The organism is Rummeliibacillus suwonensis, from assembly GCF_007896435.1.
Taxonomy (GTDB): domain Bacteria; phylum Bacillota; class Bacilli; order Bacillales_A; family Planococcaceae; genus Rummeliibacillus; species Rummeliibacillus suwonensis.
In genome coordinates, this window is record NZ_VCBL01000003.1 from 149,685 (window position 1) to 164,802 (window position 15,118).

General features: G+C 36.8%; 15 protein-coding genes. 11 read left to right on the forward strand and 4 right to left on the reverse strand.

Translation table 11 applies throughout. The features are described from left to right. Positions 1 to 2: 2 nt before the first annotated feature. The 8 genes from FEU33_RS16125 (at position 3) to FEU33_RS16160 (ending at position 8,048) form a co-directional block, all read left to right on the forward strand. The gene (locus FEU33_RS16125) at positions 3 to 950 is read left to right on the forward strand and encodes a branched-chain amino acid ABC transporter permease (RefSeq protein ID WP_146550509.1); all 948 of its coding nucleotides are present in this window, start codon (positions 3 to 5) and stop codon (positions 948 to 950) included. After that, entirely contained in the window at positions 943 to 1,719 is a 777-nt protein-coding gene (locus tag FEU33_RS16130) for an ABC transporter ATP-binding protein (RefSeq protein WP_146550510.1), read from the forward strand. Before FEU33_RS16125 ends, FEU33_RS16130 begins: the two co-directional genes overlap by 8 nt. After that, positions 1,720 to 2,427: an ABC transporter ATP-binding protein gene (locus FEU33_RS16135; protein ID WP_146550511.1), complete on the forward strand. Its 708-nt coding sequence runs from the start codon at positions 1,720 to 1,722 to the stop codon at positions 2,425 to 2,427. Between the two features lie 307 nt (positions 2,428 to 2,734). Continuing rightward, on the forward strand, positions 2,735 to 3,508 hold the full coding sequence (locus FEU33_RS16140; RefSeq protein ID WP_146550512.1) for a tyrosine-protein phosphatase: 774 nt from the start codon (positions 2,735 to 2,737) through the stop codon (positions 3,506 to 3,508). 362 nt (positions 3,509 to 3,870) lie between these two features. After that, positions 3,871 to 4,560 (forward strand): YveK family protein, encoded by a 690-nt coding sequence (locus FEU33_RS16145; RefSeq protein ID WP_146550513.1) that lies wholly within the window; start codon positions 3,871 to 3,873, stop codon positions 4,558 to 4,560. Between the two features lie 54 nt (positions 4,561 to 4,614). Continuing rightward, positions 4,615 to 5,316, forward strand: a complete 702-nt coding sequence (locus tag FEU33_RS16150) for a CpsD/CapB family tyrosine-protein kinase (protein WP_146550514.1) — start codon at positions 4,615 to 4,617, stop codon at positions 5,314 to 5,316. 832 nt (positions 5,317 to 6,148) lie between these two features. Further along, positions 6,149 to 7,666: an acetaldehyde dehydrogenase ExaC gene (exaC, locus tag FEU33_RS16155; protein ID WP_146550515.1), complete on the forward strand. Its 1,518-nt coding sequence runs from the start codon at positions 6,149 to 6,151 to the stop codon at positions 7,664 to 7,666. Between the two features lie 19 nt (positions 7,667 to 7,685). After that, on the forward strand, positions 7,686 to 8,048 hold the full coding sequence (locus tag FEU33_RS16160; RefSeq protein ID WP_146550516.1) for a DUF779 domain-containing protein: 363 nt from the start codon (positions 7,686 to 7,688) through the stop codon (positions 8,046 to 8,048). Between the two features lie 50 nt (positions 8,049 to 8,098). Here the strand turns inward: FEU33_RS16160 and FEU33_RS16165 are convergent, their stop codons facing one another. After that, complete coding sequence (locus FEU33_RS16165) at positions 8,099 to 8,920, reverse strand: AAC(3) family N-acetyltransferase (RefSeq protein ID WP_146550517.1); 822 nt, start codon at positions 8,918 to 8,920, stop codon at positions 8,099 to 8,101. Between the two features lie 331 nt (positions 8,921 to 9,251). Here FEU33_RS16165 and FEU33_RS16170 point away from each other — a divergent pair, with 331 nt between their 5' ends. Both FEU33_RS16170 and FEU33_RS16175 read left to right on the forward strand, forming a co-directional pair. Next, positions 9,252 to 10,679: an aldehyde dehydrogenase family protein gene (locus tag FEU33_RS16170; RefSeq protein ID WP_146550518.1), complete on the forward strand. Its 1,428-nt coding sequence runs from the start codon at positions 9,252 to 9,254 to the stop codon at positions 10,677 to 10,679. Between the two features lie 118 nt (positions 10,680 to 10,797). Next, positions 10,798 to 11,289, forward strand: a complete 492-nt coding sequence (locus FEU33_RS16175) for an acyl-CoA thioesterase (protein WP_146550519.1) — start codon at positions 10,798 to 10,800, stop codon at positions 11,287 to 11,289. A gap of 333 nt (positions 11,290 to 11,622) precedes the next feature. Here the strand turns inward: FEU33_RS16175 and FEU33_RS16180 are convergent, their stop codons facing one another. Then, on the reverse strand, positions 11,623 to 12,927 hold the full coding sequence (locus tag FEU33_RS16180) for a globin-coupled sensor protein (RefSeq protein ID WP_146550520.1): 1,305 nt from the start codon (positions 12,925 to 12,927) through the stop codon (positions 11,623 to 11,625). A 309-nt stretch (positions 12,928 to 13,236) separates the two neighbouring features. On the opposite strand from FEU33_RS16180, the gene FEU33_RS16185 reads away from it, so the two are divergent. Next, the gene (locus tag FEU33_RS16185; protein ID WP_146550521.1) at positions 13,237 to 13,431 is read left to right on the forward strand and encodes an acyltransferase; all 195 of its coding nucleotides are present in this window, start codon (positions 13,237 to 13,239) and stop codon (positions 13,429 to 13,431) included. Between the two features lie 62 nt (positions 13,432 to 13,493). Here the strand turns inward: FEU33_RS16185 and corA are convergent, their stop codons facing one another. Together corA and FEU33_RS16195 are read right to left on the reverse strand one after the other, a co-directional pair. Further along, positions 13,494 to 14,456: a magnesium/cobalt transporter CorA gene (gene corA, locus FEU33_RS16190; RefSeq protein WP_146550522.1), complete on the reverse strand. Its 963-nt coding sequence runs from the start codon at positions 14,454 to 14,456 to the stop codon at positions 13,494 to 13,496. 230 nt (positions 14,457 to 14,686) lie between these two features. Then, complete coding sequence (locus FEU33_RS16195) at positions 14,687 to 14,932, reverse strand: hypothetical protein (protein WP_146550523.1); 246 nt, start codon at positions 14,930 to 14,932, stop codon at positions 14,687 to 14,689. Between the last annotated feature and the right edge of the window lie 186 nt (positions 14,933 to 15,118).

A 15,118-nucleotide genomic window follows, 5' to 3' on the forward strand; every position in this document is an offset into this window, starting at 1 on the left:
TTATGAAAAAGTCTAAAGTGTTTTGGATATATGTTGCGATAGCTCTAGTTGTCTATGCAGTTGTGCAGTTTATGATTTCAAGTGGAAATTTTGATATGTATTACTCCAATCTCTTTATTACAATTGCAATCAATGTTATTTTAGCTGTTAGTTTGCATTTAGTTATCGGTATTACAGGACAGTTTTCTATAGGTCATGCTGGATTTTTAGCAGTTGGTGCTTATGTTTCAGCCATATTCACTACAAATTTGGGTTGGCCGTTCCCAATCGCTTTATTAATGGGGGCAATTGCCGCTGCAATCGCTGGTTTAATCGTTGGGATCCCTACGCTTCGTTTAAAAGGGGATTATTTAGCCATCGCTACACTCGGATTTGCAGAAATTATTCGTATTATTTTCTTGAATATTGACTATGTAGGTGGAGCAGCAGGTATGCAAGTAGATTATCTAACAACTTGGACATATGCATTCTTTGTTGCACTTATTACGGTTGTTGTCATTTCAAACTTTACAAATTCGCGTCATGGCCGTGCTTGTATCGCTGTTCGAGAAGATGAAGTTGCAGCAGATTCGATGGGGATTAATACTACTTATTATAAAGTACTAGCTTTTGCGATCGGTTCCTTTTTTGCCGGTCTTGCAGGAGGATTATTTTCTCATAACTTCTTTATCATTCAACCATCACAATTTGGATTTTTAAAATCATTCGATATTTTAATCTATGTTGTACTTGGTGGTTTAGGAAGCCTCTCAGGTTCGATTATTGCTGCTATCTTATTAACGGTCATTTCATTATATCTACAAGATTTCCCAGAAACTCGTATGATTATTTATAGCTTGGTATTGATCATTGTTATGCTATATCGTCCAGCTGGATTAATGGGTACGAAGGAAGTTACCGATCTATTCAAATTCGGTAAGAAATCTAAAGGAGGTAATGTGAATGAGTAACCTTCTTTTAAAAGTAGAGGATGTAGGGATACATTTTGGCGGCTTGAAAGCTGTATCTGATTTGAATATGGAAATGTATCAAGGCGAGCTTATTGGTTTGATAGGGCCGAACGGTGCGGGTAAAACGACAAGCTTCAATATGTTGACAGGCGTATATAAACCAACAGAAGGAGTGATTACGTTTGACGGCAAAAAGATGAATAATATGTCTCCACACCAAGTAACCAAAAGTGGTGTCAGTCGTACATTCCAAAACATTCGTTTGTTCAAAGAACTATCCGTTTTAGATAATGTAAAGGTAGCGAATCATTCGCTTGCACATCATTCCGTGTTTAGTTCTATTTTACGTTTACCAAGCCATTTTTCTGGAGAAGCTAAAATGGAACGAGAGTCGATTGAATTTCTAAAGATTTTTGGCCTTGATAAATATATGCATGAATTGGCTAAAAATCTTCCGTATGGAATGCAACGACGACTTGAAATTGCAAGGGCCTTAGCGGCAAAGCCAAAACTATTACTATTAGATGAACCGGCTGCCGGTATGAATCCACAAGAAACACATGATTTAATGGAATTGATAGCACTTATTCGTGAAAAATTCGATTTAACGATTTTGTTGATCGAGCACGATATGGGACTTGTCATGGGCATCTGTGAACGTATTTATGTTCTTGACCATGGTCAGCTTATCGCTCATGGTAGTCCGGAAGAAATTCGCCACAATCCAAAAGTTATTGAGGCTTATTTAGGTGAGGAGGTAGCGGAATAGATGCTGAAGGTAAATAGTATTGATGTATTTTACGGCAATATTCAAGCATTAAAGGGTGTCTCCTTGGAGGTAAATGAAGGTGAAATCGTTACATTAATCGGTGCGAATGGTGCGGGTAAGAGTACACTTTTAAAAACATTATCAGGTTTATTAAAACCTAAAAAAGGAACCATTGAATATCTTGGTCAGTCCATTGCGGGAAAACCTGCACAATCTATTGTCAAAGCAGGGATTTCACATGTGCCAGAAGGACGTCGTGTATTCGCCAATATGACAGTAGAAGATAATCTGGATTTAGGTGCATATTTACGAAGCGATCGCGCAGAAATTGCCAAGGATAAAGAACGTGTTTTCAACATTTTTCCGATTCTTTTAGAACGCCGTAAACAATTATCGGGTACTTTATCAGGTGGTGAGCAACAAATGCTTGCGATGGGGCGGGCGATTATGGCAAAGCCGAAGTTGCTGTTGTTAGATGAACCGTCAATGGGGCTAGCACCAATTATGGTAAAAACGATTTTTAATACAATAGAAGAAATTAGAAAAGAAGGAACTACCATTCTTTTAGTCGAACAAAATGCTCATATGGCTCTTTCTATAGCAGACCGTGCTTATGTAATCGAGACAGGAAAGGTTGTATTATCCGGTACTGCCAAAGAACTGCAAGAAACAGAGCAAGTAAAGGCTGCCTATTTGGGTGGACTATAAAAAAGGTAAGCCGTATTTCTAGTTATTCATCACATAACTAGGAATACGGCTTTTTTGTTGTGTTTAGAAGGAATTTTTACGAAATAAAGGAATATATTCTAAGCGTATAGAAGTAAGAGGTTATCCCACATAGCAAGGCAAAATTCAAGTAAATTATATGGCTTCTAACCCGTATATGAAAAAGCAGGGAATAAATAATGGGATCAGTCACCAGTATAAGCCTGATGGGTCTAACTAACATATGAGGTGACTTAAAATTTCCACTGCGTCGTATTTTAACAGTTTAAATGGAGAGGGCGTGTCGGTAATGATCGATATACATAGCCATGTTATTTTTGATGTAGATGATGGACCTAAAAGTTTGGAAGAATCCATTCAAATGCTTCATAGTGCAGTGGCAGAGGGCATTACTGAAATCATCTTTACCTCACACGCCTTTCACCCACAATATCATGCCGAAGCAAATGCTGTGAAGGAGAGGACAGATGTATTGCGAGAAGTCATAAAAGCTCACGATCTTCCATTAACGGTTCATACAGGACATGAAGTAAGACTACATGAACATCTTTGTCAGCAGATTGAAAAAGGAAGCGCATTAACGTTAGCACATTCTAAATATTTACTGCTGGAATTGCCGTCTCAGGGGGTACCACGATATACTTTTGAAATCATCAATCGGTTATTAGCTATGAATATTGTGCCAGTGATTGCACATCCGGAACGAAATGCTGGGATTGCCCAAAAGCCTGAGTTGTTAGAACAATTAGTGCGTCAGGGTGCAATTTCGCAACTAAATGCAGGTAGCCTTGTAGGGCATTTTGGAAAACAAATTCAACATACAGCTTTACAATTAGTTAAGGCTAATTTAATACACACATATGGATCAGATGCGCATGATATGGCGGCACGGCCATTTCTGTTTGCGAAAGGATTATCCTATCTAGAAAAACATAGGTGTTCTGATTTTGTGCATATATTTTTAGAAAACAATGCACGAATTATTTCTAATAGTGAAGTCATTCTATTTGAGCCAAGGAATGTTGACAAGAGAAGATGGCGAGGGATATTTTTTCAGAAGTAATGATTCAAAGCAATTTCCGCAGGATTCAAAGAAAGCGCCAACTTAATAGAAAAGTGTTCTCTTCTCTATGCCAATTTTGTTGGGGTGCATCTGAATCTGATTGCTTTTAGGGAGGCAGCTTGCCATTTAAATCTTCTTTTCGAACATTTTTTATAGTGCCTAAACAAGTAGTAAGCCACCTTCACTGCAAACCTTACTGTCTTCACTTTTCCCTTTTCCCCAATCATGATAAATAGAATAGGGCTTATCTCTTAAACTGATAGTTTTTTAGAAATATTGTGCAGTTGAATGAATAACTGAAGAGATAGAACACTATACTACATTGAGAAGAAATAGTAGGGAGCTAGAAGAGGGGGAGGAAGTTGGAAGCAGCGATTCAATTAAGTGATGTCATAAAAATTTTAAAAAGACATATATTTTTAATTTTACTAATGATGGTAGTGTTTGCCGGAGCAACGATAGCCGTTAGCTATTTTGTATTAACACCAATTTATAAAGCAGAAACACAAATTTTAGTTAATCAAAAATACGAAAAAGAGGGTCAATATCTATCTTCACAACAGATTGATGCAGATTTACAGTTGATCAATACGTACAATGTCATTATAAAAAGCCCTGTCATTTTATCGAAAGTTATTGATGAACTAGAGTTAAAGAGTACCCCCGAAAAACTAACAGAACAAATTTCAGTATCAAGTGCTAATAATTCACAAGTATTGACGGTCCAAGTAGAAGATAAAAATGCGGAGAAGGCTGTAGAGATTGCCAATACAGTTGCTCAAGTATTTGAAAAAGAAGTTCCATCTTTGATGAAAGTAGACAATATCAATATATTATCTGCTGCTAAACTAGGTGAAAATTCTAAACCTGTCAAACCAAATAAACTACTGAATACGGGTATTGCAACTATCATTGGTTTAATGTTGGGAATCGGGATAGCCATTTTAATCGAAACCTTTGACACGAGAATAAAATCTGAACAGGACATCGAAGAAATTCTGGGGAATATTCCGGTGATTGGTTTGGTCAGTCCTATCATTGATAAAAAATGATCACTTTACAAAAAAGATGATTCGCTCAGGTTCATAGGGGAAGGAGGATTTCACATGTTTCACTATAAAAAAAACAAAAAGAAGCGTTTTTTGAAATTAGAGAGAAATCTTATTACCATGTCAGACACTAAATCCGTCGTTTCAGAACAATTCCGGACAATACGTACAAATATTACATTTTCTGCACCTGATCAGGAGTTAAAAACCATATTAGTGACATCATCGATCCCGGGTGAAGGAAAGTCGACCAATGCCGCCAATATTGGTGTTGTTTTCGCACAGGAGGGCAAAAAAGTATTGATCGTTGATGCAGATATGCGAAGACCCACATTACATCATACTTTTAGATTATTAAATATAGATGGATTATCTAGTGTATTAATCAAACAGCAGACGATTCAAAACGTAATACAAGAAACCTCAATAGCTGGATTAGATATTGTAACAAGTGGACCTCTTCCTCCTAATCCATCAGAGTTGCTGGCCTCAAAAGCAATGGATACATTGTTAAAGGTTCTGAGACAAGAATATGATTTAGTTATTTTTGATTCGCCCCCATTACTACCAGTAACAGACGCACGAATTTTATCAAATAAATGTGATGGCACAGTATTGATTGTAGATCGAAATGCGACAAAAAAGGCAGATATTTTAAAGGCAAAGGCTTCCCTTCATGCTTCTCAAGCTAAAATTATGGGAGTTGTTTTAAACAATTCTACCTTACCCCACAACCAGTATAATTACCAGTACCGATAAAGGTCAGATGACGAACAGATATGTGTGTCTTACTTTCCTTATGCCCTGAAGTAAGGATACTATAGCCATTAATGCTTGATCAGTGGGGATATCGAATAATTTCTTAATTTGTTTAATATGTAAATCAATTCCATAAATCATTTTCTTCTTAAAAAATACGAACATTTAATAATAGCTAATTTTATAGTTGTGGAGCGGAAGACGGCGACTCCTCGAAAATGCATGCGCATTTCCTTCGTGCGGTGTGAGTTCAAGGAGGCTTATTCAAAGTCCTACGGGAAAAGCTTGAGCTGAAAGCCCCGCAGGAACAATTTAAGGGACAAAGCCTAAGTTCGCCACGTCCTGTGGCAACGGCTTCGGGGTCAACATCGTGTCGACCCGAGGAGATTGAAGCCAAGCCCGTGGAAAGCGCCGTCTGGAGCGGAACAAAAATTTCTGAATATTAATATTCATGTTGATTTAAAATGTTCGTGTTTTTTATCTGAATTTTACATTATGAAATTGATTCATGTATATTAATGTGAATAAAGCTTTTGGAGGATGTTACGGATTTTGAAGAGGAACTTTTCAAGCAAACTCAAGAAAATCCGGGCACAATTACGCTGGTGCGTAATGGATGATAAGCTTTGTTCACTTTATTTTGCAGAAATTTATGAAAAATTTGAGTTATTAGTGTTTATTTGCATGATTTCTACAAAATTCAGAAACTCTAAAAAAAAGTGCAAATTACTTGATTAATAGAGAGTGTTGGAACATTATATAATTGAAAACGTTCTCAATTAGAAATTTGAGAGAATGAGTTTTCAATAAATATTAAAGGAGAGATTCTAAAATGATTTACGCAAATCCTAATACTGAAGGTGCAGTTGTAAACTTCAAAGATAAATATGACAACTTTATCGGTGGTAAATGGGTACAACCAGTAAAAGGTCAATATTTTGAAAATAAATCACCAGTTACGGGAAAAGTTTTCACAAAGGCTGCTCGTTCAACTGCTGAAGATATTGAATTAGCTTTAGATGCCGCACATGCAGCAAAAGATGCTTGGGGAAAAACTTCTGCAGCAGAACGTGCTAAAATTTTAAATAAAATTGCAGATCGCATGGAAGAAAACTTAGAAAAAATCGCAGTTGCAGAAACATGGGATAATGGGAAAGCCGTACGTGAAACTTTAAATGCCGATATTCCATTGGCAATTGACCATTTCCGTTATTTTGCAGGTGCTATTCGTGCGCAAGAAGGCCGTACTACTCAAATTGACAATGATACAGTAGCCTATCACTTCCACGAACCACTAGGTGTTGTCGGACAAATCATTCCATGGAATTTCCCAATCTTAATGGCTGTTTGGAAAATTGCTCCAGCATTAGCTGCAGGTAACTGTATCGTCTTAAAACCAGCAGAACAAACTCCAGTTTCTATTATGGTTGTCCTTGAATTAATCCAAGATATACTACCAGCTGGCGTACTAAATGTTGTCAATGGTTTTGGTGTTGAAGTTGGTAAACCACTTGCAACAAACCCACGTATCTCTAAAATTGCATTTACAGGTTCGACTGCAGTTGGTCGTCTGATCATGCAATACGCAACTGAAAATATTATTCCAGTAACACTTGAACTTGGTGGTAAATCACCAAACGTTTTCTTTGAAGATGTTCTGGATCAAGATGATGAATTCTTAGATAAAGCAGTTGAAGGCTTAGTTATGTTCGCATTAAATTCCGGTGAAATTTGTACTTGTCCTTCCCGTGCATTAGTTCAAGAATCCATTTATGATAAATTTATGGAACGCGCATTAAAACGTGTGGAAGCTATTAAAATCGGTAACCCATTAGATACAGAAGTCATGATGGGAGCACAAGCTTCTGATGAACAAAAACAAAAAATTCTATCTTACATCAAACTAGGTAAAGAAGAAGGCGCTGATTGTTTAATTGGTGGTGAAGAAAACCATGTCAAAGGTTTAGAAGATGGTTATTACATCAAACCAACAGTATTCAAAGGTAATAACAAAATGCGTATCTTCCAAGAAGAAATCTTTGGCCCAGTACTTGGTGTAACAACTTTCAAAGACTTTGACGAAGCTATTCAAATTGCAAACGATACTTTATACGGTTTAGGTGCAGGTGTATGGTCTCGTTCTGGTGATATTGCTTACCGTGCTGGTCGTGCTATTCAAGCAGGTCGTGTATGGACGAATACTTATCACCAATATCCAGCAGGTGCTGCATTCGGTGGTTACAAACAATCTGGTATTGGTCGAGAAAACCATGCAATGATGCTTGAACACTATCAACAAACGAAATGTTTACTTGTCAATTATAACCGTAAACCACAAGGATTCTTCTAAGCCATAAGGAGGAAAAAGCATGGTAGAACGTGTAGTTGCAACAGATAAGGCGCTTGCTTTAATCGAACATATAAAAGGCATCCATGGACCTATCATGTTTTACCAATCTGGTGGATGTTGTGATGGCTCTGTCCCTATGTGCTATGCAGAAGGGGATTTTCAAATAGGTTCCGCAGATATTTATCTTGGTTCGATAGGCGATGTCCCATTCTATATGCATAGAAGTCAATATGATTATTGGAAGCATACCCAATTGATCATTAACGCAATTGAGGGTAGAGGAGCTACGTTTTCATTGGATAACGTAGAAGATAAACACTTTATCTTGAATTCACGAGTATTTACAGATAAAGAATATGAAGAAGTAAAAAAGCTTCTATAAAATAAGGAATCTCCAGTCATTGATGGCTGGAGATTTTTTAGTCGTTTTGATTATTCTATTTTTATAGAATGAGCATTTAACCATTCTACACCAAAGTCGACTAAAGGTTTTAAAGAAATGACACGAGTATTGGCTTGCCCCAGTTTGCCAAGGCGAACAGAAGAAGGGGCTATAGCCTCAAAAGCTTTGCCAATAGCAGGAAAGCGTTCGGAATCCATATCTAACAGTTCATAGGTAACCCATTTTCTTTGACCATTGACAAGCATTGCGGCCCCTTGCGACGAATAGGTTTTTTGTTGTGCTAAATATTCAGCAAGATGGAGTGATGTGCACGAATCATAGTCAACACCTATTAACATGATTTTCACAGATGCATGATACATTTTGCCAAGGGGTGATGCTAACCCAAATGAATCCTCTAATGGATGATCGTGCATCCAATTCTTTGCATGCCTGCCCCATGCCATAAAAGAATGTGCAGGATGAGGACTTCTCATCGTTTCGGGATGTCTTAAAAAACATTCCGCTATTTTCCCCATACCACGTAAAGGTGTTAAATGTGGATCATAAGCTGAAATAGTGTCACGAACTGGTTGTTGCCAAGCTTTAGGAATAGGGGGCATCGACCAATAAGAAGGTTCGGAGTTTGCAGTTGATTGAGAAGGCATTACGATAGTGCCTTGTCTTGTGATAACTTGCATCAATGCCTCAACAACTGCCTGTTCAGCTCCAGCGATCCAGCCCATTTTGCTAAGTGATGAATGTACAATAATCGAATCACCTTTTTGAATTCCTAATGCCTGTAGCTGTTCAACAAGTGTATCCTTGTTTTGAAATTCATCGGTTGATTGGATCACGTCAAACTCAGTCATAATAATCACCTCTTTATATTTATCCCGCTTTAACGGGCAGTAAGATCCCATCTCAAGATTTAGAGAGAAACGAGAAAGATAGATGGGGGATCAACTGCCGCATGTGTCCGATTGGTTCGGGCCAACATGATGTTGGGCACTCAGGTGTTGCCACAAGACGTGGCGCTTTTCACTTTCGTTCCTCTACTTCAGTGGGGGATGAAGAAAACCCCCACTGATGGAAGCTTTACTTTATTATCATCTTATTGTAGGCGATTGTAAAATAAGTTTAAAACAATGATTGGTGATAGTATAGATAAAAGAGGGTATAACAATATTGGAGGTGCTTAGATTGAAAGAAACGAAGTTATGGATTAATGGACAATGGGTAGATACATGTGAAAGCTATGACTTAACTTCTCCATATAGTGGGGAAGTGATCGCTAAAGTAGCAAAAGCAACGCCACACGATGTGGAAATTGCTATTGAAGGTGCACAAGCGGCATTTAAGAAATTTAAGTCTTCCACTGCCTATGAAAGAGCTGAAATTTTATATCGTGTAGTCGCTATTATGAAAAGTCGTCGCGAGGAATTTGCAGAAATTCTCGCGCAAGAAGCGGGGAAACCTTTAACGGCCGGATTAGCCGAAATCGATCGTACAATTGCGACGTATCAATTTGCCGGTGAAGCGGCAAAACAGTTAAGTGGTGAAACAGTACCAATGGATGCTGCACCAGGGGGATCAGATCGTATTGGATGGACGAAACGGGTCCCTTTAGGTGTTGTTTCAGCGATTACTCCATTTAACTTTCCATTTAATCTTGTAGCACATAAGTTAGGACCAGCCTTTGCAGTTGGAAATGCTGTCGTTTTAAAACCAGCTACGCAAACGCCCTTGAGCAGTATTGTAATGGCTGAAATTTTTAAAGAAGCTGGTTTACCTGATGGTATGCTACAAATTGTAACAGGTAGTGGAAGCGAACTTAGCGATACTTTAGTGACACATCCTCTTGTCAAAAAGGTAACATTTACAGGTAGCGGTGCTGTAGGACTGAAGATCAAAGAAAAGGTTGGTTTGCGTAAAGTAACATTAGAGCTTGGTTCTAATGCAGGTTTAATCATTGAACCGAGTGCACCAATTGATAAAATCGTTAATCGGTGTGTTGGTGGTGCATTTGGTTTTGCTGGTCAAGTATGTATTTCTTTGCAACGTATATTTGTTCATCAATCTATTTACGATGAATTTGTAAAAGCATTTGTGACAGCGACTGAAAAATTAGTTGTTGGCGATCCTATGGATGAGCGTACAGATGTAAGTGCAATGATTAATCCCAAAGAAGTCACTCGTATTGCTGAGTGGATTGAAGAGGCAAAAGCGCAAGGTGCCACAGTTGCAGCGGGTGGAACATTTACAGAACGTACTTTGACACCAACCGTCATGACGAATGTCGAATCTGATATGAAAATTGTATGTCAGGAAACATTTGCACCGATTGTGTCGATTGTTTCATATGAAACAATAGACAAAGCTATTGCTTTATTGAACAATTCCGACTTAGGGTTAAATGCTGGTATCTTTACTAACAATTTAGAAGATGCCATGAAAGCAGCAGAAGAGCTGGAGGCAGGGGCTGTCATTATTAATGATGTTCCGACATTCCGTACGGATAATATGCCTTATGGTGGTGTCAAAAAAAGTGGTTATGGTCGTGAAGGAATTAAATATGCAGTGAATGAAATGACAGAATTGAAATTCATAACCATTAAGACTAAACTGTGATATTATTTTATAAAAATAATATATAACAATAAATTATATGTAAATAATACTTTATTATTGCACTGATACAGAATTAAGGTTAGCATAGATACAGACATATTTTAAAGGGGTGTTGTCTATGCTTAAACCGATTCCTATGAGTCAATCAAGGACCGTTCAAACAAGATTAGTTTTACCGCCAGATACAAACCATATGGATACTATTTTCGGTGGTAAAGTGTTAGCGTATATTGATGAAATCGCTGCCGTAACGTCTATGAAACATGCTAAAATGCAAACAGTTACCGCATCATTTGATTCTGTTGATTTTTTCTCGCCAGTTCATTCCGGAGAGATATTAGAACTTGAAGCAATCGTTAGTTCCACAGGCCGAACTTCTATGGAACTTTATATTGTCGTACAGTCTAGAGATATTCATACGGGTAAAAAAAGATTAACGACTGAATCATTTGTAACAATGGTAGCGGTGGATGCAAACGGTAAGCCGCAAGAAGTTGCGCCAGTATACCCGGAAACGGAAGAAGAAAAGCGATTATTTGAAACAGGGCCGCAACGCCGGCAACATCGTAAAGAAAAACGTAATATGCCACATAAATTCTTTACATTGTAGTCGCTCCGACTTGGAAGATTTTGATACCACATTAATGGATAGTAAGATATTTACTTCAAGACTCAAGCAAGAGCAGGAGGATAAGTTAAAGGTTCAATTATCTGAACAAAGTTTATTATTCAGTTTAACGAACACATAATAGGGGATCAAGAAAACTTCCACTATGTGAAGTTTCACTTTTTGTAAAAAAACAAAACGTCAACCCTTAATGATTAGGAGTTGACGTTTTTTCTTGTTCTTATGTTGAGGAAGGGATTAAAAAGATCTTATGAATTTTTTTCAGTATCTGTTCCTCTTTTTTCATTCTGCAAAATTGCTTTTCTTTTTGATCCATTAGGCTAAATTATTAGCAATATTGGTCAATTGATCAGCTGATGCAGAAACTTGGGCAGCCCCATCGCTTAAATCATTTAATAATTGAGAGATCGTTGTAATGTCTTCCATTGTATCTTCATTTATCACTTTGATTCCAGCGACTGCTTCAGCAATTTGATGGAATGATTGTGATAAATCATTTTGCATATTAACTCCGTTTGTAATTTGTGTATCTACACTTTTAACCGAACTAGACATGTTTTCAATATTGTTTTCGGTATCTTCAATAAGCTGCGATACATTTTGAACTGCCTTTTTTGTTTCCTCAGCGAGCTTTCGAACCTCATCCGCAACAACTGCAAACCCTTTACCATGTTCGCCAGCACGAGCTGCTTCAATGGATGCATTTAATGCTAGTAAATTTGTTTGGTCTGCAATGTCTGTTACAAGATGTACAATTTCATTGATTTTATGTGAAGATACACGCAATTGGCTCATTGTATTGTCGAGTATTGCCACACTTTTTGACATTTGGTTCATTAGTTCTGTTTGTGTTTCAAGCAATTGTTTGCCACTTTCTGATTTTTCTTGAGTAGAAGTAACGAACACAAGCCCTTTTTTTGTGGACTGAGCAATATCGTCGGATTGACTTGCTAATGAATGCAAGGAAGCAGTTGTTTCCTCACTAATTGCACTCAATTCTTGTGCTGTACTTTGCACAGAAAGAATAATATTATGCTGTAATTCATTGGCTTTCAATCTTACGTCTTCTTCCTTATTTTCATAAGCTTCAATGACAAGCTGTTGTTCTAAGTTAATGAGTTTAGAAAAAGCATTCATCGCTATAGTTGCGTCATATGTTGGCAAATCTAATTGGCGTATAAATGTTGAGAACGTTGTTGTTAAAGATTGAAATGAATTAAGATACCACTTTGATTTTAAGCCAATACGCACATGTGCATGGGCGATTCTGATTCTTTGTTGAATATATTTTTCATCAATATGGCAATCGAAAATTTCCGTAATATGACGTGTGAGTGTTACTTTTAAAGCTTCGACATTGGAATATTGATTAATAATCTGAACTAAATCGTCTGATTTGGTAATGGAAGCATAAAAATTATTTACCATTTCCACTATTAATTCTTTTGAAATAGGTTGTAATTGTTTAATAATTGCTAAATCTTCTGTAGTTAATTGCAATAATTGAATTTGTTTTTGTAATTCTGGATGTTTTGATAAATCCAATGTGACTTGTCCAATGTATTGATTCGTATTGAAATATCTTTCATTTTTGTTTTGTTTACTAGACCAAAATGCCACTGTAATTCTCCATTCCGTTTTATACAATTAATCTTTGCTATATTAACTTAATGATACTTATTATTATTTTATCATTTTTTTAGTTGATAACAAGATAACATGAAAAAAATGTACTAGTCAATTTTTACTGTAAAAGCATATTTAAGAAATTAGGTAAATGAATTTTGTGTGATAATCTGAGAGAAAAGATGGGAATTCGATACGAAATGCTAAAGGAAAAACAAAAATTTGACACAGTTTTCAAGTTGCGTTTAGATATGAGCGTGCTACAATAAAGAAAAAGTTATGAAGAAAAGGATGTACTAAAAGATGGATAAAGAGAGAGGTAGGAGATTTGCATTACCATTGGCCGCTGTTGTTGCAGTATCATCAATGATGTTACTAAATGCTAATTATACTTCAGTGACAATGACGAATCGTATTTTGATCGCAGCTGGTGCAACAATCGTAACTTATATATTGGCATTTATTTTGTTTGGTATGGAAGATAAGATAAATAAATAAATAGCATACACGTAAAAAAACGCCCTTTATTTTGGTGGGATCCGCCAAATATAGAGGGCGTTTTACGGTCTAAATAAGTCAAACCAGCCTTTGTGTTTAAACCATGTGATCATTGAAATCGCAATTCCAAACATAATTAGTAAAATGAAAAAATAGCCATAGTGCCATTCAAGTTCGGGCATATGCTTAAAATTCATACCATAAACACCAGCAATGAATGTTAAGGGGATAAAAATAGATGAAATAATCGTTAAAATCATCATAATACCATTCATGCGACTAGCATTTACGGACATGTGGCTGTCTCGCATATCTGCTGTAAGCTCACGGTTTGATTCAACCATTTCAGTCAGCTTGACTAAGTGGTCATGGATGTCTCCAAAGTAGGCTCTTTCCTGATCATCCAAATTGAATCGGTAAGAATTTAAAATGCGATAAAGTAAATCGCGCATTGGTAGGATGGTTCGTCTTATATGAAGTAAATCACTTCTCAAATCAAATACATAACGCATTGATTTGGTGCTATTTTGATAATTCAATTGGTCTTCGATTTCGTTTAAATGATCTTCAATGTTATATACCATAGGAAAATAGCTATCGACGATTTTATCAATCGCTTGATACATGACAAAAAGTGCTCCTCGTTCCCATATTTGAGGACGGCTCACTAATCGTTTCCGCACAACATCGAATTCAGGTACAGAAGATTTATGGTAAGTTACGATGAAATTGGGAGATACGAACAAGTTCACTTCTTCAGCTTCAAATGTTTCCTCATTGATCTTGTGGGCAACTAGGAAGTGATAATCGTCGTAATAATCTACCTTTGGACGTTGCAGTCGCATTAAACAATCCTCAATTGCTAAAGGGTGAAAATGAAAAAATTGATCTAATAGAAGGTCTTCTGTATCGTTAGGCTTTTCAAAATCTACCCAATACCAATCAAATTTGCCTTGTTTAATTTCATCTAGTGGGAAATCCATTTTAAGTTGTTGGTCAGTTGTCACTCCAAGAGTTCGAATCATTACCACACCTCATTTCAACTGTTGTTATACCTATCCTCTCATAAAAATGCTAATGTTTCCATAATTGAATAAAAAACGCCGCTCCCCGTAAAGAAGAGTAGCTAGTTTTGTTCCATTTTAACAGGTAAAACAAGTATAGAAGAATATTTCTGCCAAGATCCGATTGGTTCAACGGATATCCATCAGAAGATGAAAAAATCCCCATTAGATGAGGATTTTCTTTCTTTTGGTTAGTGATCAGTGATCCAATATTTAGGGAATATATTGGTTGACAGTTTTTCTGGTATATAAGAATCTTGAAAATCAGAGTGAATGGAGATTTCGTGAGATAATTTATGTTGAACAGTTTTGGTACATACTGATGATGGTTCGTCGCAATGATGCATCAATGAACTTTTTAGCAAACAGTATGGCATACCGATGAAAATAAGTAAGCCGAGTAGAATGGTTCCTATTAACAAAAAGATTTTTTTCAAGGAAGTCTCCCCCTTACCTTAGCTCTGTTATATGTTATTTTAAACTTTAGTCCAATTTTAACGGGTAGTCAGATTCCTAACACTTCAAGACTTAAGTAACAAGCAGAGAATAAGAATTGCCTATCTATTAAAAATCCTGATGGCTCAACGAATTCCAGCTAGGGATAAAAAACTCCCTACTTACTA

Bases quoted from the DNA above. Each gene is read 5' to 3' on its own strand.
- FEU33_RS16125 (WP_146550509.1), top strand. From the start codon at position 3: ATGAAAAAGTCTAAAGTGTTTTGGATATATGTTGCGATAGCTCTAGTT.
- FEU33_RS16130 (WP_146550510.1), top strand. From the start codon at position 943: ATGAGTAACCTTCTTTTAAAAGTAGAGGATGTAGGGATACATTTTGGC.
- FEU33_RS16135 (WP_146550511.1), top strand. From the start codon at position 1,720: ATGCTGAAGGTAAATAGTATTGATGTATTTTACGGCAATATTCAAGCA.
- FEU33_RS16140 (WP_146550512.1), top strand. From the start codon at position 2,735: ATGATCGATATACATAGCCATGTTATTTTTGATGTAGATGATGGACCT.
- FEU33_RS16150 (WP_146550514.1), top strand. From the start codon at position 4,615: ATGTTTCACTATAAAAAAAACAAAAAGAAGCGTTTTTTGAAATTAGAG.
- exaC (WP_146550515.1), top strand. From the start codon at position 6,149: ATGATTTACGCAAATCCTAATACTGAAGGTGCAGTTGTAAACTTCAAA.
- FEU33_RS16160 (WP_146550516.1), top strand. From the start codon at position 7,686: ATGGTAGAACGTGTAGTTGCAACAGATAAGGCGCTTGCTTTAATCGAA.
- FEU33_RS16165 (WP_146550517.1), bottom strand. From the start codon at position 8,920: ATGACTGAGTTTGACGTGATCCAATCAACCGATGAATTTCAAAACAAG.
- FEU33_RS16175 (WP_146550519.1), top strand. From the start codon at position 10,798: ATGCTTAAACCGATTCCTATGAGTCAATCAAGGACCGTTCAAACAAGA.
- FEU33_RS16185 (WP_146550521.1), top strand. From the start codon at position 13,237: ATGGATAAAGAGAGAGGTAGGAGATTTGCATTACCATTGGCCGCTGTT.
- corA (WP_146550522.1), bottom strand. From the start codon at position 14,456: ATGATTCGAACTCTTGGAGTGACAACTGACCAACAACTTAAAATGGAT.